At 68.0% G+C, this 22,771-nt stretch carries 18 protein-coding genes and 1 pseudogene; 7 read left to right on the top strand and 12 right to left on the bottom strand.

Going from position 1 to position 22,771, the window contains the following annotated elements:
* Positions 1 to 2 precede the first annotated feature (2 nt).
* The 3 genes from hisD to ACFQB0_RS09560 are packed head-to-tail and all read right to left on the bottom strand — an operon-like array spanning position 3 to position 3,042.
* Positions 3 to 1,328: a histidinol dehydrogenase gene (gene hisD / locus ACFQB0_RS09570; RefSeq protein WP_386730653.1), complete on the bottom strand. Its 1,326-nt coding sequence runs from the start codon at positions 1,326 to 1,328 to the stop codon at positions 3 to 5.
* 23 nt (positions 1,329 to 1,351) lie between these two features.
* Positions 1,352 to 2,074: an SDR family NAD(P)-dependent oxidoreductase gene (locus ACFQB0_RS09565; RefSeq protein ID WP_386730650.1), complete on the bottom strand. Its 723-nt coding sequence runs from the start codon at positions 2,072 to 2,074 to the stop codon at positions 1,352 to 1,354.
* A complete protein-coding gene (locus tag ACFQB0_RS09560; RefSeq protein ID WP_386730647.1) occupies positions 2,071 to 3,042 on the bottom strand; it encodes a zinc-dependent alcohol dehydrogenase in 972 nt (323 codons plus the stop codon). The genes ACFQB0_RS09565 and ACFQB0_RS09560 overlap by 4 nt, the downstream gene beginning before the upstream one ends.
* 227 nt (positions 3,043 to 3,269) lie before the next feature.
* Here ACFQB0_RS09560 and hutH point away from each other — a divergent pair, with 227 nt between their 5' ends.
* Together hutH and ACFQB0_RS09550 are read left to right on the top strand one after the other, a co-directional pair.
* The gene (gene hutH / locus ACFQB0_RS09555; RefSeq protein ID WP_386730644.1) at positions 3,270 to 4,808 is read left to right on the top strand and encodes a histidine ammonia-lyase; all 1,539 of its coding nucleotides are present in this window, start codon (positions 3,270 to 3,272) and stop codon (positions 4,806 to 4,808) included.
* Positions 4,809 to 4,817: 9 nt separating this feature from the next.
* Complete coding sequence (locus ACFQB0_RS09550; RefSeq protein WP_386730642.1) at positions 4,818 to 5,906, top strand: aminotransferase class I/II-fold pyridoxal phosphate-dependent enzyme; 1,089 nt, start codon at positions 4,818 to 4,820, stop codon at positions 5,904 to 5,906.
* A 52-nt stretch (positions 5,907 to 5,958) separates the two neighbouring features.
* On the opposite strand, the pseudogene ACFQB0_RS09545 reads toward ACFQB0_RS09550, so the two are convergent.
* Positions 5,959 to 6,132, bottom strand: a pseudogene (locus tag ACFQB0_RS09545) (HutD family protein); the annotation flags it as partial.
* Positions 6,133 to 6,257: 125 nt separating this feature from the next.
* Here ACFQB0_RS09545 and hutU point away from each other — a divergent pair.
* The 5 genes from hutU to ku all read left to right on the top strand — a co-directional run bounded on the left by hutU (position 6,258) and on the right by ku (position 12,745).
* Entirely contained in the window at positions 6,258 to 7,922 is a 1,665-nt protein-coding gene (gene hutU, locus ACFQB0_RS09540; RefSeq protein ID WP_386730638.1) for a urocanate hydratase, read from the top strand.
* 1 nt (position 7,923) lies between these two features.
* Entirely contained in the window at positions 7,924 to 9,150 is a 1,227-nt protein-coding gene (locus ACFQB0_RS09535) for an allantoate amidohydrolase (protein WP_386730636.1), read from the top strand.
* The gene (locus tag ACFQB0_RS09530) at positions 9,147 to 10,337 is read left to right on the top strand and encodes a formimidoylglutamate deiminase (RefSeq protein WP_386730633.1); all 1,191 of its coding nucleotides are present in this window, start codon (positions 9,147 to 9,149) and stop codon (positions 10,335 to 10,337) included. The genes ACFQB0_RS09535 and ACFQB0_RS09530 overlap by 4 nt, the downstream gene beginning before the upstream one ends.
* Positions 10,334 to 11,494: an imidazolonepropionase gene (hutI, locus tag ACFQB0_RS09525; RefSeq protein ID WP_386730631.1), complete on the top strand. Its 1,161-nt coding sequence runs from the start codon at positions 10,334 to 10,336 to the stop codon at positions 11,492 to 11,494. Before ACFQB0_RS09530 ends, hutI begins: the two co-directional genes overlap by 4 nt.
* Positions 11,495 to 11,923: 429 nt before the next feature.
* The gene (gene ku, locus ACFQB0_RS09520; protein ID WP_386730628.1) at positions 11,924 to 12,745 is read left to right on the top strand and encodes a non-homologous end joining protein Ku; all 822 of its coding nucleotides are present in this window, start codon (positions 11,924 to 11,926) and stop codon (positions 12,743 to 12,745) included.
* Positions 12,746 to 13,133: 388 nt separating this feature from the next.
* On the opposite strand, the gene ACFQB0_RS09515 is transcribed toward ku, so the two are convergent.
* The 8 genes from ACFQB0_RS09515 to ACFQB0_RS09480 all read right to left on the bottom strand — a co-directional run bounded on the left by ACFQB0_RS09515 (position 13,134) and on the right by ACFQB0_RS09480 (position 22,651).
* Positions 13,134 to 13,742, bottom strand: coding sequence for a DUF2510 domain-containing protein (locus tag ACFQB0_RS09515; protein ID WP_386730625.1), 609 nt, complete (start codon positions 13,740 to 13,742; stop codon positions 13,134 to 13,136).
* A gap of 115 nt (positions 13,743 to 13,857) precedes the next feature.
* A complete protein-coding gene (locus tag ACFQB0_RS09510) occupies positions 13,858 to 15,015 on the bottom strand; it encodes a hypothetical protein (protein ID WP_386730622.1) in 1,158 nt (385 codons plus the stop codon).
* Positions 15,016 to 15,197: 182 nt separating this feature from the next.
* Positions 15,198 to 15,983, bottom strand: a complete 786-nt coding sequence (locus ACFQB0_RS09505; protein ID WP_386730620.1) for a sulfite exporter TauE/SafE family protein — start codon at positions 15,981 to 15,983, stop codon at positions 15,198 to 15,200.
* 593 nt (positions 15,984 to 16,576) lie between these two features.
* The gene (locus tag ACFQB0_RS09500; RefSeq protein WP_386730617.1) at positions 16,577 to 17,080 is read right to left on the bottom strand and encodes a hypothetical protein; all 504 of its coding nucleotides are present in this window, start codon (positions 17,078 to 17,080) and stop codon (positions 16,577 to 16,579) included.
* On the bottom strand, positions 17,077 to 18,111 hold the full coding sequence (locus tag ACFQB0_RS09495) for a hypothetical protein (protein ID WP_386730614.1): 1,035 nt from the start codon (positions 18,109 to 18,111) through the stop codon (positions 17,077 to 17,079). The genes ACFQB0_RS09500 and ACFQB0_RS09495 overlap by 4 nt, the downstream gene beginning before the upstream one ends.
* Positions 18,111 to 18,614, bottom strand: a complete 504-nt coding sequence (locus tag ACFQB0_RS09490) for an RNA polymerase sigma factor (protein ID WP_386730611.1) — start codon at positions 18,612 to 18,614, stop codon at positions 18,111 to 18,113. The genes ACFQB0_RS09495 and ACFQB0_RS09490 overlap by 1 nt, the downstream gene beginning before the upstream one ends.
* 243 nt (positions 18,615 to 18,857) lie before the next feature.
* On the bottom strand, positions 18,858 to 20,915 hold the full coding sequence (locus ACFQB0_RS09485; protein ID WP_386730607.1) for an ABC transporter ATP-binding protein: 2,058 nt from the start codon (positions 20,913 to 20,915) through the stop codon (positions 18,858 to 18,860).
* Positions 20,915 to 22,651, bottom strand: a complete 1,737-nt coding sequence (locus ACFQB0_RS09480) for an ABC transporter ATP-binding protein (RefSeq protein ID WP_386730604.1) — start codon at positions 22,649 to 22,651, stop codon at positions 20,915 to 20,917. The genes ACFQB0_RS09485 and ACFQB0_RS09480 overlap by 1 nt, the downstream gene beginning before the upstream one ends.
* Positions 22,652 to 22,771 lie beyond the last annotated feature (120 nt).

The raw sequence follows: 22,771 nt of genomic DNA, 5'->3' as shown, positions 1-22,771 counted from the left end.
ATTCAGAGACGGATCGAGACCGAGTTGCCGTGCGCGGGAAAGCCCTCGTGCGCGGTGTAGGCGAGCACAGTCGGCGCGAGTGCGCGTAGGCCCTCCTGGGTCGACTTCGCCACGGCGCGTTTCTTGCGGAACGTGTGCGCGGTGATGCCGCTCGAGACCTTCGCATAGCCACTCGTGGGGAGGGCCGCGGGGCAGCCGAGGGCGAAGTTGGCCATCGATACCGTCGTGTGCTGGCCGACGAGGATCTCGGCGGCATCGTGGATGAGGTCGAGGGCGTAGTCCTCGTTGCTGGCGACGAGCTGCATGTGCTCGGGCGCGTAGGCGTTGGCAACTTCAGCACCCTCCTCGATGGAGTCCACGAGCACGGCGCCGCCATTGTGCAGGGCGATCCGCGCATACTCGTCGCGCGGTGAGGGCAGGGCTGCCAGCTGCTCGGTGATCTCGATCTGCACGGCGGCGAGGAGCTCGGCCGAGGTGGTCACGAGGACGCTGGAAGAGTCGGGGCCGTGCTCAGCCTCGTTCAGCAGGTCGGCTGCGAGCAGGCGCGGGTCGGCGGAGTCGTCGGCGAGGATGAGGCTCTCGCTGGGCCCGAGCAGCATGTTGCTGACGACACCGAAGCGCTGCACCTCGATCTGCGCGACCGCCACTGGAGGGCTGCCAGGTCCCACAATCTTGCGGACGGCAGGAACCGTCTCGGTGCCGAACGCGAGCGCGCCGATACCAGCGGGACCGTTGGCTCGGAAGACGTCGGTGATCCCCAGCTCATCGGCGACGACGAGGATTGCCGGGTCGACCTTGCCGCCGCTGCCGGGGACGGGCGGGGTGACGACGGCGATCTTCTGAACGCCCGCGACGACGGCCGGCGTGCCCAGCTGCACCATGACCGAGGGGAACGAACCCTTGCCGGCAGGGATGAAGAGTCCGGCGCTCTCGATGGGGCTGGTGCGCTCGCCCACGACGACACCGGGGGCGGTCTCAAACTGCCAGTCGGCGTCCTCTGCGACCAAACGCTCGTTGTAGCGGCGCACGAATGCGATCGACTCGCGGATCGCAGCGAGCATCTCGTCGCCGATCTCGGCGCGAGCCTGGTCGAATTCGTCGCGGTTGACGCGGATCCCCGAGGCATCCACCTCAACCTTGTCGAACTTCGCCAGCGCCCGCAGCATCGCCGCGTCGCCGTTGCCGCGCACGTCTTCGAGGATCTCGAGCACCGACGCGCGCAGCTCTGGGTCGAAAATGCGGCCGATGCCGCGCGTGTTCAGGTCGGCGCGGTCTTCGGCCGACATGTCGGCCCAGCGTCCGCGTTCCCGGATGGGCGAAGTGGTCATGGTGTGCTCTTCTCTTTTGGGTGTCAGATGTTCCGGCCGCCGTCGATCGTGATCGTGGCGCCGGTGAGGAAGGAGGCCTGGGGGCCGAGCAGGAACTCCACGAGAGCGCTGATCTCTTCCGGTCGACCGAATCGGGCGGCCGGGATCAGCGCGAGCAGTTCCCGCGAGGTCACAGGGTCGGTGAGCCATTCGTTGGTCATCTTCGACGGGAAGTAGCCGGGGCACAGGCCGATGATCGAGAGGCCTTCGGCGCTCCACTCCAGGGCGAGTGTCTTGGCCAGTGCCAGTGCGGCGGACTTGCTCGCGTTGTAGTCGGCGAAGTGCGCCTCGGGACGCATCGCGTTGACCGAAGCGTTGATGACGATGGCGCCGGGGCGCTCGAGCGTGCGATACGCGGCCTGGGCGACGATGAGCGCGCCCACCGTGTTGACTTCGAGCACGCGGCGGAAGAACGCCGGGTCGAGGTCTTGCGCGGGCTTGCCCTCGCCGTCGATCCCGGCGTTGGCGAACACGCCGTCAAGGCCGCCGAACGCGGTCGTGGCCTGCGCGAACGCCGCGTCGACCGCCGCGACATCGGCCACGTCGGCGATGGCGCCGAGCCGCGCAATGCCGGCTGCCAGCGCGGCGTCGACTGAAGCCGCGCTGGTTCCGGTGACCAGTACGTCGTGGCCCGCGGCGGTGAGGTGCGAGGCGACCGCGCCGCCGATTCCGCTGGTTCCGCCGGTGATGAGGTAGCGACGGCTCATGCGAAGGTCACCACGATCTTGCCGAGCGTAGGTGCCGGGGCGGTCAGGCGCGGAGGAAGGTCGGAGAGCGGGATGCGGTCGCTCACGACATCCCCGAACAGTTCCGGATCAGCGGCGAGTGCGTCGATGGCCCGGGGGATGCTGTCGTCGTCGAAGCCGACCGACGTCGCGATGCTGACGCTCTTCTCGACGAGCGCCTGCGCCGAGATGCCGATCGGATGGGCGCCGATGGCGACGACGAGCACGGTTCCACCGCGACGCACCGCCGCGAAGGCGGCCGCGACCGAGCCGCGGTAGCCGGCAGCGTCGATCACGACATCGATCCGCCCGAACGGTTCGACAGCGGCTCGGGCGCCGCGCTCGATCGCGGCCGCGAGGCGACCAGGGTGCGGTTCGGCCACGAAGACCTCGACGCCGCGACCCTGCAACACGCGGTGGGCGAGGGCGCCGATCGGCCCATAGCCCTGCACTAGCACGGTGCGAGTGCCCTCGGGCACGTGGCGCAGGGTCGTCTGCACCACGGCGAGGGGCTCGGCGAGCACGGCGATGTCGATCGGTAGGGCGTCGTCGGCGATCGGGTAGACGTCGGCGGCGGGGACGACGAGTTCTTCAGCGAAGCCGCCGGGACGCGATTCGCCGAGCCACGTGAGGTGCCCGCAAAGCCTCGTCGAATGCGCGCAGTCCTCGCACGCACGGCACGGGATTCGCGAGTCGACGACGACGCGGGCGCCCACCGCGATATCCTCATCGCTGCTCTCGACGACGACGCCGGCGACCTCGTGGCCGGTGGTCGCTGGCCAGTACTCGATCCAGGCGCCCGTCTGCGCGGCGTGCACGTCCGAACCGCACACGCCCGCGGCGCCCGTGCGCACGCGCACCTCGCCGGACCCGAGCGTGGGCACCGGTATCGCCCCGACGTCGACGGTCAGGTCGCGATGCACACGGAGTGCCTCGATGGTGCGTGCCATGACTCCATCAAAGACCCCCGTGCAAGAATTCCACCATCAAAATCGGCGCTGGTATCCCATATTTCAGACAATGGCCGCAGTTCTGACCGGTCAGACAAAAGCGTCTCGGGACCCGCTCGCCTCGGGGCGAGGCTAGAGCACGATGGAACCCGTAGCTCCGCCGAGAACGCTCGGTCGTACCCAGGAGTCCTCGTCGCAGGACGCACCCCAATGAAAGGTTGTCGGATATGCGCTCACAGGTCGTGGAAGTCGGCACCGGCGCTTTGACGCCGGCCGACGTCGTCGCCGTCGCGCGTCGCGACGCGCGGGTCGTCCTCACCGAGGAGTCGATCGCCGCCATGTCTGCCTCGCGAGTCCTCGTCGAGGCCCTCGCCGAAGACACCCGCCCCCATTACGGCGTGTCGACCGGCTTCGGCGCGCTGGCCTCCACATCGATCCCCGCCGACTTGCGCGCGCAGCTGCAGGCCTCGCTTGTGCGCAGCCACGCCGCCTCCAGCGGACCCGAGGTCGAGCGCGAGGTGGTGCGCGCCCTCGTGCTGCTGCGCCTGTCCACGCTGGCCACCGGCCGCACCGGCGTGCGCCCCGAGGTCGCACAAACGTACGCCGAGGTGCTCAACGCCGGCATCACCCCCGTCGTCGGCGAGTACGGCAGCCTTGGCTGCTCGGGCGACCTTGCCCCACTCGCGCACTGCGCGCTCGCGGTCATGGGTGAGGGCACGGTGCGGGACGCCGAGGGCCGACTCGTTTCGGGCGGCGAAGCCCTGGCCGCCTCCGGCATCACGCCCGTGATCCTCCGCGAGAAGGAGGGACTGGCCCTCATCAACGGCACGGACGGGATGCTGGGGCAACTCGTCCTCGCGATCGACGACCTCAGCGCCCTCATTCCAATGGCCGATATTGCGGCGGCGCTGAGCATCGAGGGCCTGCGCGGCACCGACACGGTCTTCGCCGCCGATCTGCAGGCACTGCGCCCGCACCCGGGGCAGGCCGCGAGCGCCGCCGTGATTCGCACCGTGCTCGCCGATAGCGGCATCGTCGCGGGGGCACGCGCCACCGGATTCGTCCGGGTGCAGGACGCCTATTCGCTGCGCTGCGCCCCGCAGGTGCACGGCGCGGTGCGCGACACCGTGGCGCACGCGGCCCTCGTCGCCGGTCGCGAGCTCGCCAGCGCCGTCGACAATCCGGTCGTGACACTCGACGGTCGCGTCGAGTCCAACGGTAACTTCCATGGCGCACCGGTCGGGTACGCCCTCGACTTCCTCGCGATCGCCGTGGCCGACCTGGCCTCGATCTCGGAGCGCCGCACCGACCGCATGCTCGACCCCGCGCGCAGCCACGGTCTTCCGGCGTTCCTCGCCGACGACCCGGGGGTCGATTCCGGTCACATGATTGCGCAGTACACCCAGGCCAGCATCGTGAGCGAGCTCAAGCGCCTAGCCACTCCCGCATCGGTGGACTCGATCCCAACCTCGGCGATGCAGGAGGATCACGTGTCGATGGGGTGGTCGGCCGCCCGCAAGCTACGTCGCGCGATCGACGGCGCGCAGCGCGTCGTAGCGATCGAGATCCTCACCGCCGCCCGCGCCATCGACATGCGCGCCGAGCCGTCGAGCCCGGTCAGCGCCGCCATCATCGCGGCGCTACGTGAGGTGGTGCCGGGGCCCGGCACCGATCGCTACCTTGCCCCCGAGATCGCCGCCGCGGTCGAGTTCGTACAGTCCAGACGCGCCCTCGATGCCGCCTGCTCGGTTGCCGACCTGGCGTAAGGAGAGCACATGAGCTGGTCGTCCCCCTCACCCAACGCCGTGCCTGTGCGCCCCGCACTGGACGCCGTGCCGGTGTATTCGTCGGCGCTCGCGAGCTCGACGCCGGTCACGGTGCGCGCGTCATCTAACGAGGCACCCGACGGTGTGTCGGCGGCCGTGCGCGATGCGGTGAGCGCACGCCTGGAGCGCCCCAACCGCTACCCGGTGCTGGGCGGCCGCGACCTCATCGCCGCGGTCGCGCAATGGCTCGGAGCTGACCCTGCCGAGATCGCCGTCGCCGATGGATCGTTGTCGCTGCTGAACTATCTGCTGCTCGCCCATTGCGCCCCCGGCGCCGGTGTGGTCCTACCGTGGCGAAGCTACGAGGCATACCCGATCTGCGTGCTCACCGCTGGCGGTGTGCCGGTGCGCGTACCCAACCGCACCGACGGCGCGCACGACCTCGACGCGCTGGCCTCGGCGATCGGCGAGGGAACGTCGGCGGTCTTGCTGTGCTCGCCGAACAACCCCACCGGCGTCGCCCTCACGCACGACGAGATCGCCGCGTTCCTCAGGCACGTGCCCGGGCATGTGCTCGTGGTGCTCGACGAGGCGTACCGCGACTTCGACGACCGTGCCGACCGGCCGCGCAGCCGCGAGCTGCTTTCCGCGCACCCCAACCTTGTGCTGCTGCGCACCTTCTCCAAGGCTTACGGCCTGGCGGGCATGCGCGTCGGCTACGCCGTCGGCCACCCCGGCATCATCACGGCCGTGCGCAAGATCTTACCGCCCTTCCCGGTGGGCGCCTTGTCGGTCGTCGCCGCGATCGCCGCCCTCGGCGACGACGCGCACCGCGAGGGCATCGTTGGCGGCGTGCGAACCCAGCGCGACGAGGTTGTGCGGATGCTCGCCGACCACCGCATCCCCGCCTTCGCCACCGCGTCGAACTTCATCTGGCTTCCGCTCGGCGAGCGCAGCGGCGTTCTCGAGGCGATCTGTGCTGAGTTTGGCATGTCGACGCGCGTGTTCGATGGCGAGGGCATCCGTATCTCGCTCGGTGAGCCGGGTCTCGTCGAGGCGCTGAAAGCGGCTCTGGAACGCTTTGCCTCGGAGAGCTGAGCGAGCTCAGGCGAATGCGGTGACGCCTCGACGTCACAGCCATGAGGGCGCTGGCCACTCCGGGAAGCGGCGAGAATGCCGACGCCTCCGAGATCGTCGCGTTCGACAGGCGCCACGAGAATGGTCCTGAGACGGGCTCACACGCGAGCTCGACCGTCTCGCCCCGCCCGTTACCCCAGCGCGACACCGGAAGCTGCTCAATGCGGACCGTGCGCGGAGTCGCCATGAATCCAATCAAACCGATCGCGCCGTGGGGGCACAGCGGCGGGATCGGCGAAGGCGTCCCAGATTTCGGACAGAGGATACGGTGGATGTCCCCTGCGGAGGGGTCCGGGGCCGGATGATGGTCGCATGACACTTCCCGGCGCCCATCCCGTCCGTGCCGCCCGCGGCAGCGAGCTCACCGCCAAGAGCTGGCAGACCGAGGCCGCGATGCGGATGCTCATGAACAACCTCGACCCCGAAGTGGCCGAGCGTCCCGACGACCTCGTCGTCTACGGCGGTACCGGCCGGGCAGCGCGCAGCTGGGAGGCGTACGAGGCGATCGTGCGCACCCTCACCGACCTCGAGTCGGACGAGACGCTGCTCGTGCAGTCGGGCAAGCCGGTCGGGGTGTTCCGCACCCACGAATGGGCGCCGCGCGTGCTGATCGCCAACTCCAATCTCGTCGGTGACTGGGCAACATGGCCCGAGTTCCGCAGGCTCGAGGCCGAGGGTCTCACGATGTACGGCCAGATGACCGCCGGGTCGTGGATCTATATCGGCACTCAGGGCATCCTGCAGGGCACGTACGAGTGCTTCGCGGCGATCGCGAACAAGCGCTTCGACGGGTCCTTGGCCGGCACGATCACCCTGACCGGCGGATGCGGCGGCATGGGCGGCGCGCAGCCGCTCGCGGTCACCCTCAACGACGGCGTCACGATCGTCGTCGACGTCGACCGCGCGCGGCTGCAACGCCGCATCGACCACGGATACCTGGACGTGCTCGCCTCCGACATCGACGACGCGACAGCGCGGGCGAACCGAGCCAAGGCCGACCGCATCGCCCTATCGATCGGGCTCGTCGGCAACGCCGCATCCGTTTTTCCCGCCCTGCTCGAGCGCGACGACATCGCTATTGACATCGTTACCGACCAGACCAGCGCCCACGACCCGCTCTCTTACCTGCCGCTCGAGTACACCGTCGAGGAATGGGCTGCGGCGGCGGCCGCCAACCCTGCGGACTTCACCGAGAAGTCGCAGCATGCCATGGCTGCCCAGGTCGAGGCGATGGTCGGCTTCATCGCCAAGGGTGCCGAGGTCTTTGACTACGGCAATTCGATCCGGCAGGGTGCGCTCCTGGGCGGATTCACTGACGCGTTTGCCTTCCCCGGCTTCGTTCCCGCCTACATCCGCCCGCTGTTCGAGGAGGGCCTCGGCCCCTTCCGGTGGGTCGCGCTCTCGGGCGACCCCGCCGACATAGCCGCCACCGACCGCGCGATCCTCGAGCTGTTCCCCGAGAACGAGTCGCTGCGCCGCTGGATCACCAAGGCCTCCGACAAGGTGCATTTCGAGGGTCTTCCCGCCCGCATCTGTTGGCTCGGATACAAGGAGCGCCACCTCGCGGGGCTGAAGTTCAACGAACTTGTCGCCGAGGGCAAGGTCTCTGCGCCGATCGTCATCGGGCGCGACCATCTCGACTCCGGTTCGGTGGCCAGTCCCTACCGCGAGACCGAGGCGATGAAGGACGGCTCAGACGCGATCGCCGACTGGCCGCTGCTGAACGCCCTGCTGAACACTGCGTCAGGTGCGACCTGGGTGTCGCTGCACCACGGCGGCGGCGTCGGGATCGGCCGCTCGGTCCATTCGGGCCAGGTCACCGTCGCCGACGGCACCGCGCTGGCGGCCGAGAAGATCGAGCGTGTGCTCACCAACGACCCAGGCACGGGCGTCATGCGTCACGTCGACGCCGGCTACGAGCGCGCGAAGGATGTCGCGCGCGAGCGGGGTCTGCGAGTGCCGATGCTGGAGGGCTGAGATGAGCGTCGACGCCGTGGAGCTCCTACAGCAGATCGAGGACATCGGTCGCGATTTCGAGCGCGGTGGCTGGAGCCGGCACGTCTTCGACCCTGCCGAGCGCGAACTGGTCGCCTGGTTCCGCGCACAGGCCAAGGTGCTGGGCCTGCGGGTCGAGACCGACCGCAACGGCAACGAGTGGGCGTGGTGGGGCGAGCGCGGCCCCGGTGCGATCGCCGTCGGCAGCCACCTCGACTCGGTGCCCGGCGGCGGCGCGTACGACGGCCCACTGGGCGTCGTCTCGGCGCTGGCCGCGGTCTCGCGGCTGCAGGCCGAGGGTTTCGAGCCCGCCGTTCCGATCGTGGTCGCCGTCTTCGCCGAGGAGGAGGGGTCGCGCTTCGGCGTCGCCTGCCTCGGCTCGAAGCTGATGTCGGGGTCGATCTCGCCGGAGCGCGCAGCGGCCCTGGTCGATCGCGACGGGCGGTCCTTCGCCGACGTGGCATCCAAGCACGGTCTGGATGCTGGGGGCCTTGGTCGTGACGACGAGCTGCTCGCTGACCTCTCACTCTTCGTCGAGTTGCACGTCGAGCAGGGCCGCGGGCTCATCGACTTGGGATCGCCCGTGGCGGTGGCCTCCAGCATCCTGGCCCACGGCAGGTACCGGCTCGTCTTCTCGGGTGAGGGCAACCACGCCGGCACCACGCGTATGGCGGATCGCAACGACCCGGTCGTCGCGTTCGGCGAGACGGTGGTCGCCGCGGCGAGGATCGCTGGCAAGTACGACGACTCCGACCACGCCGCGCGGGCGACCGTCGGGCGGATGGTGCCGGTGCCCGGCGGATCGAACGTCATCGCGAGCCGCGTCGACGCGTGGCTGGACGTGCGCGCCGACGACGATGCCGCGGCTCACTCGCTGCGCGATCGGATCGTCGCCGCCGCGTACGAGGCGACCGTCGGTCGTGGCTGCACACTGGAGGTGGTAGAGGAGTCGTACGGACCGCTCGTGGTGTTTGACGATGCGCTGCAGCGGCGCCTTCTCGATGTGCTCGGCGACGTGCCCGTGCTCGCCACCGGCGCGGGGCACGATGCCGGTGTGCTCGGCGAGGTGCTGCCCACCGCGATGCTGTTCGTTCGCAATCCCACGGGCGTTTCGCACGCACCGAGCGAGGGTGCCTCCGACGACGACTGCCGTGCGGGCACCGATGCGCTCACCGCCGTGCTGCGCGAACTCGCCGGAGTGCCGGCATGACGACGATAACCACTCCCGCGTCGGCCAACGCGCACTCACACGCCTTCCACCGGATGCTGCGGGGGCGCACCCACGGTGCGGGCGGATCGTTCTGGACCTGGCGGGATCTGATGTACCGCGTGGCCGCCGCGCTCGACCCCGACCTCTACCGCGAACTCGCCGAAGCCGTCTTCGCCGAGATGCTGGTGTCGGGTTACACCGCCGTCGGCGAGTTCCACTACGTCCACCACCGCCCCGACGGTTCGCCGTACGAAGACCCCAACGCGATGGGCCGCGCACTCGCCGAGGCCGCCGAGAGCGTCGGGATCCGTCTTACCCTGCTCGACACCTGCTATCTCGCGAGCGCACCCGGCGTCGCACTGCTCCCCGAGCAGGCGCGCTTCGGCGACGGCACGGTGACCGCGTGGCAGGAGCGGTGGCAGGCGCTTGCGCCCTTGGCCTCCGGTCTCGTGACCATCGGCGCCGCGATCCACTCGGTGCGTGCGGTGTCGCCCCACGACATAGCCGCGGTGGCCGAAGCGCTCCCCGAAGGCGTGCCCCTGCATATCCACCTGTCGGAGCAGCCCGCCGAGAACGAGCAGTCGCTCGCCGCGTTTGGACGCACCCCTACCGGCGTGCTCGCAACTGCCGGCGCGCTCTCGCCGCGGCTTTCGGTCGTGCACGCCACGCACCTCACGTCCGACGACATCGCGCTGCTTGGAGCGGCGGAGGTGACGGTGGTGATGTGCCCGACCACCGAGGCCGATCTCGGCGACGGCATCGGCCCTGCTCGCGAGCTCGTCGATGCCGGCGCGACGATCGCCATCGGCTCCGACCAGCACGTCGTGATCGACCCCTACCTCGAGGTGCGCGGTCTGGAGGCGGGCGAGCGGATGCGTTCGCTCGCCCGCGGGCGGTTCTCGCCTGCCGAGCTCGACGCGGCCCGCTCGTCAGGCGGCTTCCGCTCGGTCGGCGTCGTCGAGCACGAAGGCGACACCGTCGTGCTCGACGTCGCGTCGGTGCGCACGGCCGGGGCGGCGCCCGACCAGCTCGCTTCCGCGGCGACCGCTTCGGACGTCATCGAAGTCTCGGTCGGCGGCCGGGTGGTCGCCCGGCGCGGGGTCCTTGCCGACGGCCGAGACCCCGCGGCCATGTTGTCCACCGCGATTGCGCAGCTGTCGAGCCGTTTGGAAGGAGCAACTCGATGACGCTGCTGGTGACCGGGATCAGTGAGCTGCGCACCCAGGACGACGCCACCGGGATTCTCACCGACGCCGCCCTCGTCATCGATGGCGAGCGCGTCGCCTGGATTGGCTCGGCCAGCGACGTACCAGCCGCCGATCAGTGCCTCGATGTGGGCGGCCGCGCCGTGCTCCCCGGGTGGGTCGACTCCCACACGCACCTCGTGTTCGCCGGTGACCGCTCTGCCGAGTTCGCCGCCCGTATGGCTGGCGAGGCTTATGCGGCGGGCGGTATACAGGCCACTGTGGACGCCACGCGGGTCGTGTCCGACGCCGAGCTGACCGCCCACGCCGAGGGGTTGCGCGCCGAGGCAGCGCGCGGTGGCACCACGACGATCGAGGCGAAGACGGGCTACGGACTCGACCTCGCCTCAGAGACGCGGCTCGCGCGCATCGGCGCGGACGTCGCCGACGTGGTCACCTTCCTCGGCGCGCACCTGATTCCGACGGGCGTCGACCGCCGCGACTACCTCGACCTCGTCATCGGACCCATGCTCGACGCGGTGCGGCCGTACTCGTCGTTCATCGACGTGTTTTGCGAGAGCGGCGCCTTCACCGTCGACGAGTCGCGTGAGGTACTCGAGGCAGGTCGCGCTGCCGGTCTCGGACTCAAGATACACGGCAACCAGCTCGGGCATTCCGGCGGTGTCGCCCTCGCCGTGGAGCTCGGCGCGACGAGCGTCGATCACGTCAACCACCTGACCGCCGCCGACATCGACGCCCTCGCGGCATCGGACGTCGTGGCCACCGTGCTTCCCGGCGCAGACCTCTCCACGCGCGAGTGGTTGGCGCCCGCCCGGGAGCTCGCCGACGCCGGAGTGCGCCTGGCACTGGCGACCAACACCAATCCCGGCACCTCGTTCACGACCTCAATGCCGTTCTGCGTCGCGACGGCCGTGCTGCAACACCGCCTGTCGCTCGACGAGGCTCTCGCCGCCGCGACCACGGGCGGCGCCGCCGCACTCGGACTCGACGGCGACGCCGACGCGGTCGGCTGCATCGCCGTCGGGGGGCTTGCTAGCCTCCAGCTGCTTGACGCACCGTCGGCCGCGCACATCCCGTACCGGCCCGGCGTGCCGCTGACTCGGGCGGTCTGGCGGCGCGGACGGCGTGTCGACGTCTGACGGCCCGAGGGGAGTGCTGAACAATCCGGTGGTTCAAGGCGCGGCTGCGTGCTGATTTGGAGCGCGGGTTAAGACTTGATGCATCCAGGGTCGTGACGATGGTCAGCGTCGGTCGTTGGATGTTCAGTCGTGGGCGGGTCGTCTGCTGCCGCCGGGATCGGTGTTCGCGTTCCTCGCCCGACGTCGGCATGAGCTGGCCGACGCCACCCGAGAGGTCAATCACCGTCAACGGGTCCATAGGGGAGGCGTGCCCGAGGCCGGGGCCGCATCCCCGCGTTGTGGGTGTGGCTGTTTCCGTCGAGCGGAACCGGCGCGCCGGACACTCCCGACGGAATCCCGACGGAAACAGACCCACCCGCGTCCGGCGGGCAGAGGCTCGCGCCCGCCACGAGCTAGCCGCGGCATGCCGTTCGGGTGTCTACTGAATACATGAGAGCCATCTGGAAAGGGGCACTCACATTCGGTCTCGTGAATGTGCCCGTCAAGCTGTACAGCGCCACCGAGGACCACGACGTCGCCCTGCATCAGGTGCACGACAAGGACGGCGGTCGCATCCACTACGAACGCCGTTGCGAAGTGTGCGGCAAGGTCATCAAGTACCAGGACATCGACAAGGCCTTCGACGACGGCGAGCACACGGTCGTGCTGACCGACGACGACATGGCGGCGCTCCCTGCCGAACGCAGCCGTGAGATCGAGATCGTCGAGTTCGTTCCGAACGAGCAGCTCGATCCGCTGATGTTCGACCGCAGTTACTACCTCGAACCGGACTCGTCATCGCCCAAGGCCTACGTGCTGCTGCGGCGCACGCTCGACTCGAGCGACCGCACGGCGATCGCGCGGTTCGCGCTCCGGCAGAAGACGCGCCTGGCCGCGCTGCGCGTTCGCGGCGAGGTGCTCGTGCTGCAGTCGCTGCTGTGGAGCGACGAGGTGCGCACCGCGGAGTTCCCCGCACTCGACGAGACCGTGCGGATCTCGGGGAAGGAACTCGAATTGTCCGCGAGTCTCGTCGAGTCGTTCTCCGACGACTTCGACCCGAAGGAGTACGTCGACGACTATCAGGCGCAGTTGCGCATCCTGATCCAGGAGAAGCTCGAGAAAGGCGACGCGCTCGATACCGCAGCGACCTTCGGTGAAGAACCGGAGGCCGAGAGCGCGGGCGGTGAGGTGATCGATCTCATGGAGGCGCTCCGGCAAAGCGTCGCCAAGGTGCGCGGCGAGTCCCAGCCGCCGAAGCGCAAGGCACGTTAACCCACCGCATCCGCCGCACCGCACCCGCACCCGCACCCCACCCGCACCCGCACCCCGCACCCCGCACCCCGCACCCCGCACCCCGCACCATCCCAGCCCGAGTGTTCCCTTTTCCGACGAGTCGGCCCCGGATATCGGGGATTCTCGTCGGAAAAGGGAACACTCGGGCCTGCATGCGCGACGAGCCGGGCCGATGCTGGGCGTACACGGTTTCGGCTGCCGAGCTGCGCGCGGACTCACCCGGCTGAGCGCGCATCCATTCCTCCCGAGCTCGTGTGACAGGCCGGGGCACGGGGAGCCAGCCGCTCGACGACCGCACGCTTGTCCGCAGGAGGGGCGGAGCCCCGGGGCGAGCGGAACCGCGCAAGGCGGAGCAGACGCGTCAGGACTAGTAGGTGGCCACGTAACCCGCGATCGTGCCGAAGAAGCCGACCAAGACCAGAGTCATCCAGGTGAACACTGCCACGACGGTCGCGGCGAGCAACGCAATCGACACCCAGATGGGAGCGGAGCCGCGCCCCGCCTGCCGCTTGACGACGACGCTGCGACCGATGACATAGGCCACGCTGTAGAGGAACGCCCACGCCCAGTGGAAAGGGCGCAGGTAACCGTCGTTGCGCAGGATACGCCAGTCCAGGAACGCGAACAGGACGGTGAGGCCGTAGGCGAGCCATCCCACGACCATCGTGAGCAGGTAGGCGGGGTCGAAGATCATGAGCAGGCTGACGGTCGGGCTGTACATCGACGCCTCCAGGTACCCCGACAGATCCCAGAAGAAGATCGGGATGATGGCAAGTGGGGGAACGAAGACGGCCAGCCAGATGAAGACGTTGTAGACGGGCGTGCCCGGCCGAACGACTGGCGTGGCCTCGATCGGGTATGCGGGAGGGTGGATGTCGTTCGTCCACTGGTGCCCGTTCCACCAGCGCTGCCCCGGCGCACCGCTCGGATCCGGATACCACCCCGGCTGGGCCACACCGCTCGCATCGAATGTCATGATCGTCTCCTCTTGTTGTACTCGTATGGAAGTTTGTACTCGCATGGGGGTCCCCCTGAAGCCTGCGCGCCCTCCGTCCCAGCCACCGACCACGCGCCGAGCAACACCCGGCCGGTCACCGGCACTGTCCCGCCGTCGCGATCTGAGCGTCTGTCGGGCGGCCGTAGGCCTGGATTCCCGATCCGGGAACGTCGAAACCGAGGCTGATCGACCACGCGGTCGCCCAGATCTCATGATCCCCGGCGAACTCCGGCCCGGCGAACAGAGCCCTGCAGCTATCGCGCACCACCTGTGTGTGGCCGACCTCGTGCGCGACGAGGGCACGCGCGTTGTCGCCGTCGTTCCAACCACTGGCGACCGTGTCGTTCAGGTTGATGATGCCCCAGCCGCCGTCGGTGGGCCAGAACTCGGCGGTTCCCGAGAGCCATCCCGCGCCGAGGCCGTTCACCTCCGGCTGCCAATCGAAGTCGAGCGTCACACCGCCCGCGATGGATCGGGCGTACGCCTCGATCTCAGCCCGTACAGGGTATGAGAGGTCGAGTTTCTCCGCCTCCTCCTCGATGTGCGACATCCGGACCGCTTCGATCGCGGCGACGATGGCGAGCAGACCGTCGGCCGTGCGCCCCGAACCCGCCTCGCTCTGGGTCACCGCGCTCTTGAGCCCGATCCTGCTCCGGTAACTCGCGGAACCGTTGAGTGCGAGCTGCTCATCCGCTGCGACCGCGACGTTCTCGAACAGCGTCTCGTTCGCCCTCGCGAGCCTGCTCTCGGCCCGGCGCAGCTCTTCTGTCTCGGCACCCGCCTCCACGACGAGGTCGGAATTCGCGGCGGCGAGGCCACGCATCCGCATCGCGTCGAACCCGAGCTCCCACGGTGCTCCATCGGCTGCGCTCGGCGGGTCGAGAGTCGAGCCGGGAGGCTCCGCAGTGGGCCTGAGCGCGCTCGTCATCGTCGCGAGTTCCGCCGTCGCCTGGCGCAGGGTCGTGGCGTCCACCTCGAGGGCGTACTCGGCGGGCGCACTGTCGAGCACCCCCTGCGCTTGAACGACGGCGTCTTCGGCCGCAGAGAGGGCGCTCCGCTGTTCCGTCGTCGCTTCGGCGATATCGGCCTCGGATGCCAGCACCGCCGCATACCCGCGCGCGTACGACGACTTGGTCAGCGCGCGCCAGCCCGAGAGCCCGCATGCAGCGGAACCGAGTCCGACGACGAGAAAGAGCAGCCCGATCAGGAGGGGCAGCCCCCACCTCCGCGGACCAGCCGTCTCGCCGTCCATCCGGCCGCCCCCTTGTTGCCTCGTCACTGTTCTCCGACATCGGTGATCGACGCCCCTCTTCCGACCAAGCCGCACGACCAAGCCGCACGACCAAGCCGCACGACACGCTGCGATGCGTGAGCCTATCGTGCCATGTCACGGGATCGGAACGCACGCGACGCACGCTCGAGAGGCCGCGATGACTACCTTTTCTTGCGCAATCGCTCTCCGATCATCCGTGCGGCGACGAGTGCCAGAAACCCCGCGAACAGCGTGTTGCCGAGCTGTGGTGGAACGGCGGCAGCCGAAAGGGCGCCGAGGCCGGTCGTGGTGCAGGCGGCGAGCCCGACCGCGACGGCGGCTGGCAGATCGAGGTTGCGACGACGGATGTTGCCGACAGTGCCCGAGATCGCCGTCGGCACGATCATGGCGAGCGAGGTGCCCTTGGCGACGAGGTCGCTCGTGCCGAACAGCACGATCAACACGGGCACGACGACGATGCCGCCACCGACGCCGAGAAGACCCGAGAGGATTCCGGTCGCCAATCCGAGCACGATGGTCCCGGCCACGACGATCGCGTTGAGCTCGATTGTCGCATCGCGCGACGGGATCACAAGGAACAGCGACGCGATCACGAGTGCGAGGAAGCCGATGAACGACCAGGCGAGTTGCTCGCGCGGAATCCGGTTGAGCAGGTGACTGCCGAGCTGGGCTCCGACGACCGAGCCGATCACGAGCAGCGCCGCAAGGATCCAGTCGACGGAGTCGCTCAGCACGTAGGCGATCACGCCGACGAGAGCGGAGGGGGCGATGGCCGCTAGCGATGTGCCGGATGCGACACGCACGTCGAAGCCGAGCAGCAGCACGAGCGCAGGAACGATGATCACCCCTCCGCCGACGCCGAAGAGCCCCGACAGATAGCCGGCGACGAGACCGACGAGCACGAGCCACAGCCAGACGCTCACGCGGCGGTTTCCCCAGACAGGCATGGGTTCCATTCTGGTGGATGGCGAGGAGCTCGTCGGTCGCTCGCGCGAGCACGCTGCGGAGCACTCCCATGCCCTTCTTGTAGCGCAGCACGACGATCTGGTCCTTGTTGATCGTCGGTATCCTGCGCCCGACGATGGTCAGCAGGCTGATCGCGACGATTCGCGTACATCGCGTTCGTCACTGACGTGTTCTCGCGACGCATCGTCGGCTGGAACATATCCGGCTCGCTGCGCACCGAGGCTTCCCCGCTGCCCGCGCTGGAGATGGCCGCCTGGCTCAGCGGAGACGCCACCGGGCTGATCCAGGCAGAGGATGCAAACCGGACTGACTGGGTGGTCGAGAGTGAGATCCCGCACGCCCATCGCGGTTATCCACAGGGCTCCTCGATGAGCGAACCGTCCGACCAATCACCAAGACTTCACCGAGAGGTGAGGCTGCGGAACACCACGGCACCACGACCACGACACCACGGCACCGAACGATGCCCCTCGTCACGGAGTCTTCGAACATCGCCACCGCTACATGCGGGTCAATTCCTACCCCGGATCCTACCCCGGACGCGTGGGTCGCTTCGCCCGGACGCTGCCGCTCCTCAGGCGCAACTGAGCGTCGTCACGACCGAGGTGACGACGGGCTTGCCGGTGTTGGGCGCGAGCGAGAAGACCCCCGAGCCTCCGTTCAGGGCCGTGACCGTGCCCGTGCTGCGCGCGTTGGCGACCGAACGGACAGTTCCGAGAGCACTGACGCCGCCGCCGCCCGGACAACTCGTGAACGACAGGCGCGAGCCAGTGTACGAGAAGCCGGCGAAGGCGCAATAGCTTCCCGTCGCGCACTCCCCGATCGAGGAGGGCGAGGAGGGCGAGAAGGCCGAGAAGGGCGAGAAGGATCCTTCCAGGACGATCGTCAACTCGACCGCGCCACCGTCCCACTCGACGGTGTCGTACGCGGTCTGGACCCCTCCGGGGTAGTCGGCGAGAACCTGATCAACCTTCTCTTGCATCGGATCCGTCTCGGCATATGCGGCCGTCGCGCCACCGAGCACGAGGACGGCGGTGAGTGCAGCCACAGACATGGCGGCGAGGTGACGAGGTTTCATGGTCTTCTCCAGGCTAGGTATTCGGTAACACTCGGTGAAGGAACGTCGTAGCTGTTCAGCCCCCCGAGATAAATGCGTTCCGCGGCGATGATGCGGCCCGATGATGGAGCGAAGATCAACAGCTGTCGGAAGTGCTCATCGAAGTCGGCCTGCAATGCAACGCCTTCCCGCCCGAGCCGATCGGTGACCGAACCGTAGACGCTGATCCCCGACTGTTCGGAGACCACCTCGATGAGCGCCGCCTCCTGAGCGGGCAAAAGCTGCCGGTTCTGCATCAGGTCGCTGGCCGCACGCATGTAGGCTGCGGCATTGCTCCCGTCGTCGAGGCCGGGCATCCATGCTTGAAGATAGTCCTTCATCGCCGCCGCCACAACGGGCGGCTCGTCTGGATATGCGACCGGGAAGGCGCCAGGACCGAAGCTCTCGTCCTGGATGACGGTTCCAGCGGGCTCGCCCACGTTGCTGCCGACACGACGCTGTCCCGTCGTCGTATCCCACTCCTGACCCACGACGACGGTCAGCGTTCCCGACAGCTCGGCGGGCGACCAGCTCACAGATATCTCGCGCGGTTGGACGCTGGTGGTCGCTCCTCCCGGGGCGTTGTCGATCGCGAGCGACCAGGACTCCCAGCCGATCTCCTGGTTGCCCGAGGGCGGGGCCTCGTCGCTGCCGAACAATTGCATTCTGAACTTCTCCAACAGCTGGGCGGCATCGCCGCCGATGGGTTCCGAGCTGAGCGGGTCGAGGGTCGCAGCGTGGGCCACCGAGCCCCGACCGCCGAACGGCAGAACGACGAGAATCACTACGGCGATCGCCGCGGCGAAGGCGACGGTCGAGCCCAGCAGAGTGAAAGCACGTCGGCGGCTGGGCCTGGGGTGGGCGATCGGGATGGTCTCGGCCGGGATGGTCTCGACCGACGGCGCCGACCCTGTCAGCTCCTGCAACTCGGCGAACGCACGGGGGGTCAACGGGCTGTCCCGTCGCACGGTCGAGGGGTTCGCGGCCCGGATGCGGCGTTCGAGATCGTCCATCAGCTCACCTCGATCGCGAACGATGCGGCACTCTCGAGATGCCTCTTCAGGGATGCCCGCGCCCGACTCAACCGCACCCATACGGTGGCGACGCTGCAATCGAGAATGGCAGCGATCTCCTTTCCGTTCAGATCCTCCCAGTAGGCCATATGCAGAATCTCCCGATCGGAGTCGCCGAGCGCCCGGAGGGCACGTTGCATGTCGAGCTTTTCGTCGGCATCCGCCGAACCCGACGAATCAGCGTTGACACTCGCCCTGTCGATGAGCGCAACAGAACGAGCCGTTCGTCGGTACTCGTTGCCGACGACGTTCCTGGCCGTTTGGTAGAGCCAGGGAAGGGTGAGCGCGGCACCATCGCAGTGGTGTTTCCAAGCGATTCGGAACACCTCTGATGTAAGGTCTTCGGCTTCAGCGACATCCCCCAGACGCCGCTGCATAATCGTGTGTATGAGCGAGTAGTTCTCGGTATAGAAATCCGTGAACTCCCCATGCTCCTTCACCACGTCAAGCCCCCGCGTGAAGCGAACGGCACTACGCTTTCGCGCAGAACACCGTCAACGATCACTTCCTCGTTCCTCTCATCAGGCGAACTCAGGTGCCGCGCTCATTACATATATTTCCGGCAGGGGGCAAAACCAAACACGGTTGCGAAGAATTCTTTCTCACGATCACGTCGCAAGGACGACCAGGTGGCTCCGATCCCCTCACCACGCGTGGCATCGAACGACGAATCCGCGCGGACGCCATTAGGTGCACGGCACGTCGTCGAGGTCGGGCCGCGCAGCCAGCTCGGCGTCGAGATCCTCAGCGACCTCCTCTTCGCCCCGGAACTGGGTCATGTGGAGCGTGTAGTACGCGCCGCGCCGCTCGAGGAGGTCGTCGTGCGTGCCCTGCTCGACGATGGCTCCGTTCTCCATCACGAGGATGGTGTCGGCATCGCGGATCGTCGACAGGCGATGAGCGATCACGAAGGAGGTGCGGTCGGCGCGCAACGCGGACATCGCGTGCTGCACGAGCAGCTCCGTGCGCGTGTCGACCGAGGAGGTGGCTTCATCGAGGATCAACAGTGAGGGATTCGCGATGAAGGCGCGGGCGATCGTGATGAGCTGGCGCTCACCGGCCGACACGCTGCCGCCATCCGCGTCGAGCACCGTCTCGTAGCCGTCGGGCAGCTGACGCACGAAGCGGTCGACCATCGTGGCCCTCGCCGCGTCGACCACCTCGTCGTCCGTGGCATCCAGACGGCCGTAGCGGATGTTCTCGCGGATCGTTCCCTCGAACAACCATGCATCCTGCAGCACCATGCCAACGCGCGAACGCAGCTCGGCGCGCGTCAGCTCGGTGACGTCGATGCCGTCGAGCAGGATGCGACCACTGGTGAGCCCGTAGAACCGCATGACCAGGTTGACCAGGGTGGTCTTGCCCGCCCCGGTCGGCCCGACGATCGCGACCGTCTGGCCGGGATCCACCGTGAAAGAGAGATCCTTGATGAGCGGAGCGTCATCCGAGTAGCTGAACGATACGTGGTCGAACTCGACATGACCGTCGGTGCGCTCGGGCAATTCGGCGCGCGCGTCGTCGGACTGCTCCTCGTCGGCGTCGAGGAGCTCGAAGGTACGCTCGGAGGAGGCGACGCCCGACTGGATCATGTTGGCGATGCCGGCGATCTCGCTGATCGGCTGGGAGAACTCGCGAGAGTATTGGATGAATGCCGTCGCGTCGCCGAGCGTCATCTGACCCGAGGCGACCCGAACCCCTCCGACGACGGCGATGAGCACATAGGAGAGGTATGACACGAAGGTCATGGACGGCATGATCATGCCGGAGACGAACTGCGCGCCGAACGATGCCTTATAGAGCCTTTCGTTGCGCTCGTCGAACTCGGCGAGCATCTCTTCGTCTCGGCCGAACACGCGCACGAGTTCGAGACCGGAGTAGGACTCCTCGACGTGCCCGTTGAGCGAGCCCGTATTCTTCCACTGGGCAGCGAACAGCTTCTGCGAGCGTGCGCCGATCACACCGGCGATGACCGCCGAGAGCGGCAGCGCGATGAGGGCGATGAGGGCGAGCTGCCACGAGACGATGAACATCATCGCCGCGATGCCGATCACCGTGAGCGCCGACTGCACGAGCTGCGAGAACGCCTGCTGGAGCGCGGCCTGGATGTTGTCGACATCGTTCGTGACCCGCGACATCAGGTCGCCCCGCTGACGGGTGTCGAAGTAGCTCAACGGAAGCCGGTTGAGCTTGTGCTCGATGTCTTCGCGCAGGCGGTAGACGACGCGCATCACGAGCGCGTTGAGCAGAAAGCCCTGCGCCCACATGAGCACGGATGCCACGATGTACAGTCCGAGCACAATGAGGATGAGCCGCCCGAGCTCGACGAAGTCGATACCCTGGCCAGGAACGACATTCGCTCTCTCGAGCAGGTCGGCGAACTGGTCGTTGCCGCTCGCGCGGGTCTGCTCGACGATCTGGTCGAGGGGGACTCCCGCCGGCAGTTGGGATCCGATGACACCGTTGAAGATCACGTCCATCGCAAGACCGAGGATCTTCGGCGCGATGACGGTGAGCACGACCGAGACCGCGACGAGCGCGACGACGACCGCGAAGCGGGCGCGTTCCGGCCTGAGGAGCCCCATGAGACGCTTGGCCGACGGCCAGAAGTTCTCGGCCTTCTTCGTGGCGGCGCCTCCACCGAACATGCCGGCGTCGGCCTCTGTCGGCGTGTACTCCTCGGCGAGCTCCGCCTCGAGACGGTCGACGACCGGCGTCTCCTGACTCTTCCTGCTCGACCGTGCCATCAGGCGACTCCCTCCACGCTCAGCTGGGATTCGACGATCTCCCGGTAAGTCTCGTTGTCTTCGAGCAACTCGTCGTGCGTGCCCCTTCCGACGATGACACCGTCGTCCAGGACGATGATCTGATCCGCCTCCCGGATCGTCGACACACGCTGCGCGACGATGATGACGGTGGCGTCGCCGGTGGCGTCGCCGAGGGACGCACGGAGCCGGGCATCCGTTGCGACATCCAGAGCCGAGAAGGAGTCGTCGAACAGGTAGACCCTGGGGGCGGCGACGAGCGCGCGGGCGATGCACAGCCGCTGGCGCTGGCCTCCGGAGACGTTGGTGCCTCCCTGGGCTATCCGCTCGTCGATTCCGTCGGGTTTCGCGCGCACGAAGTCCTCGGCCTGCGCAACCCGCAACGCGCGCCAGAGCTCCGCGTCATCTGCGGCGGGGCGTCCGAAGCGGAGGTTCGAGCCGACGGTGCCCGAGAAGAGGTACGGCTTCTGCGGCACAAGCCCGACCACCTGCGCCAATTGCGCACGGGAGAGGCGCGACACCGGCGTGCCACCGACCGTGACGCTACCGTGCTGCGGGTCGTACAGGCGCGGGATGAGGTTGAGAAGGGTCGTCTTGCCTGCACCGGTGGATCCGACGATCGCCGTTGTCTTGCCCTGCTCAGCGACGAAACTCACCCCGTTGAGCACGGGGCGCTCGGCACCCGGATAGCCGAAGGTGACGTCCCGGAACTCGACTCCGCCCGCCGTCGGCAGCGGCTCCTTCACGTCGCGGGCGAGGGCGAGACCCGGCTCGGTGCCCAGCACCTGGTCGATGCGCTCGGCCGAGACCACGGCACGCGGGATCATCATGACCATGAAGACGCCCATCATGACGGCGACGAGGATCTGCAGCAGGTACTGGAGGAACGCGGTGAGCGAGCCGATCTGCATCTCGCCGGCGTCGACCCGTTGACCGCCGAACCAGAGCACGGCCGCCGTGGCGAGGTGCAGCACCATCATGATCACCGGGAACATGAGCACGAAGAGGTTTCCCACGCGCACCGAGACACGGGTGAGGGACTCGTTGGCCGCGCGGTAGCGCTCGGTCTCAAACGGCTCGCGCACGAAGGCACGGATGACGCGGATGCCGACGATCTGTTCGCGCAGCACTCCGTTGACGGTGTCGATGCGTTCCTGCATCTCGCGGAACAGCGGGAGCAGCTGCACGACGAGAAAGCCGACGATCACGAAGAGCACGGGCACCGCGACCCAGACGAGCCAGGAGAGGCCGATGTCTTCGCGAAGGGCCATGATGATGCCACCGACGCACATGATCGGTGTCGACACCATGAAGTTGAGCGTCATGAGCACGAGCATCTGCACCTGCTGCACATCGTTCGTGTTGCGCGTGATGAGGGTGGCGGTGCCAAAGCGGCCCACCTCGAGGGCGCTGAGCGAGTCGACCTTGCGGTACACCTCGCGACGCAGATCGCGACCGACGGACATCGCCGTCTTGGCGCCGAAATAGATGCCGGCTACTGCGGTGATCACCTGCACGAGGCACACCATGAGCATCGTCATGCCGGTCGACAAGATGAAGCCGGTATCGCCGGTCGAGACACCCTTGTCGATGATCTGCGCGTTCAGGCTCGGCAGGTACAGAGCGGCGATCGTCGAGATCAGCTGCAGAACGAAAACGGCGACGATCCAACCCGCGTAGGGTTTGGCATGGCGAAGCGAGAGGCGGAGGAGGGCCACGGCTACGTCCTCAGAGTCGTGAGCGGATAAGCGGAAAGCATTCGACCGTACCTTACGCCAGGCGGCGGACATTCGCACAGAGGGATTATGACAAGTCAACTCGACGAGCCAACTCGACGA

The organism is Luethyella okanaganae, assembly GCF_042660285.1.
Lineage (GTDB): Bacteria > Actinomycetota > Actinomycetes > Actinomycetales > Microbacteriaceae > Luethyella > Luethyella okanaganae.
This window is presented reverse-complemented; position numbering and strand designations above follow the sequence as displayed.

What these genes read in the sequence shown, in the direction of transcription:
- ACFQB0_RS09530 (WP_386730633.1), top strand. Translation starts at nt 9,147, where the DNA reads ATGACGACGATAACCACTCCCGCGTCGGCCAACGCGCACTCACACGCC.
- hutI (WP_386730631.1), top strand. Translation starts at nt 10,334, where the DNA reads ATGACGCTGCTGGTGACCGGGATCAGTGAGCTGCGCACCCAGGACGAC.
- ku (WP_386730628.1), top strand. Translation starts at nt 11,924, where the DNA reads ATGAGAGCCATCTGGAAAGGGGCACTCACATTCGGTCTCGTGAATGTG.
- ACFQB0_RS09550 (WP_386730642.1), top strand. Translation starts at nt 4,818, where the DNA reads ATGAGCTGGTCGTCCCCCTCACCCAACGCCGTGCCTGTGCGCCCCGCA.
- ACFQB0_RS09560 (WP_386730647.1), bottom strand. Translation starts at nt 3,042, where the DNA reads ATGGCACGCACCATCGAGGCACTCCGTGTGCATCGCGACCTGACCGTC.
- hutU (WP_386730638.1), top strand. Translation starts at nt 6,258, where the DNA reads ATGACACTTCCCGGCGCCCATCCCGTCCGTGCCGCCCGCGGCAGCGAG.
- hisD (WP_386730653.1), bottom strand. Translation starts at nt 1,328, where the DNA reads ATGACCACTTCGCCCATCCGGGAACGCGGACGCTGGGCCGACATGTCG.
- ACFQB0_RS09565 (WP_386730650.1), bottom strand. Translation starts at nt 2,074, where the DNA reads ATGAGCCGTCGCTACCTCATCACCGGCGGAACCAGCGGAATCGGCGGC.
- ACFQB0_RS09515 (WP_386730625.1), bottom strand. Translation starts at nt 13,742, where the DNA reads ATGACATTCGATGCGAGCGGTGTGGCCCAGCCGGGGTGGTATCCGGAT.
- ACFQB0_RS09535 (WP_386730636.1), top strand. Translation starts at nt 7,924, where the DNA reads ATGAGCGTCGACGCCGTGGAGCTCCTACAGCAGATCGAGGACATCGGT.
- ACFQB0_RS09495 (WP_386730614.1), bottom strand. Translation starts at nt 18,111, where the DNA reads ATGGACGATCTCGAACGCCGCATCCGGGCCGCGAACCCCTCGACCGTG.
- ACFQB0_RS09485 (WP_386730607.1), bottom strand. Translation starts at nt 20,915, where the DNA reads ATGGCACGGTCGAGCAGGAAGAGTCAGGAGACGCCGGTCGTCGACCGT.
- ACFQB0_RS09510 (WP_386730622.1), bottom strand. Translation starts at nt 15,015, where the DNA reads ATGGACGGCGAGACGGCTGGTCCGCGGAGGTGGGGGCTGCCCCTCCTG.
- hutH (WP_386730644.1), top strand. Translation starts at nt 3,270, where the DNA reads ATGCGCTCACAGGTCGTGGAAGTCGGCACCGGCGCTTTGACGCCGGCC.
- ACFQB0_RS09500 (WP_386730617.1), bottom strand. Translation starts at nt 17,080, where the DNA reads ATGAAACCTCGTCACCTCGCCGCCATGTCTGTGGCTGCACTCACCGCC.
- ACFQB0_RS09505 (WP_386730620.1), bottom strand. Translation starts at nt 15,983, where the DNA reads ATGCCTGTCTGGGGAAACCGCCGCGTGAGCGTCTGGCTGTGGCTCGTG.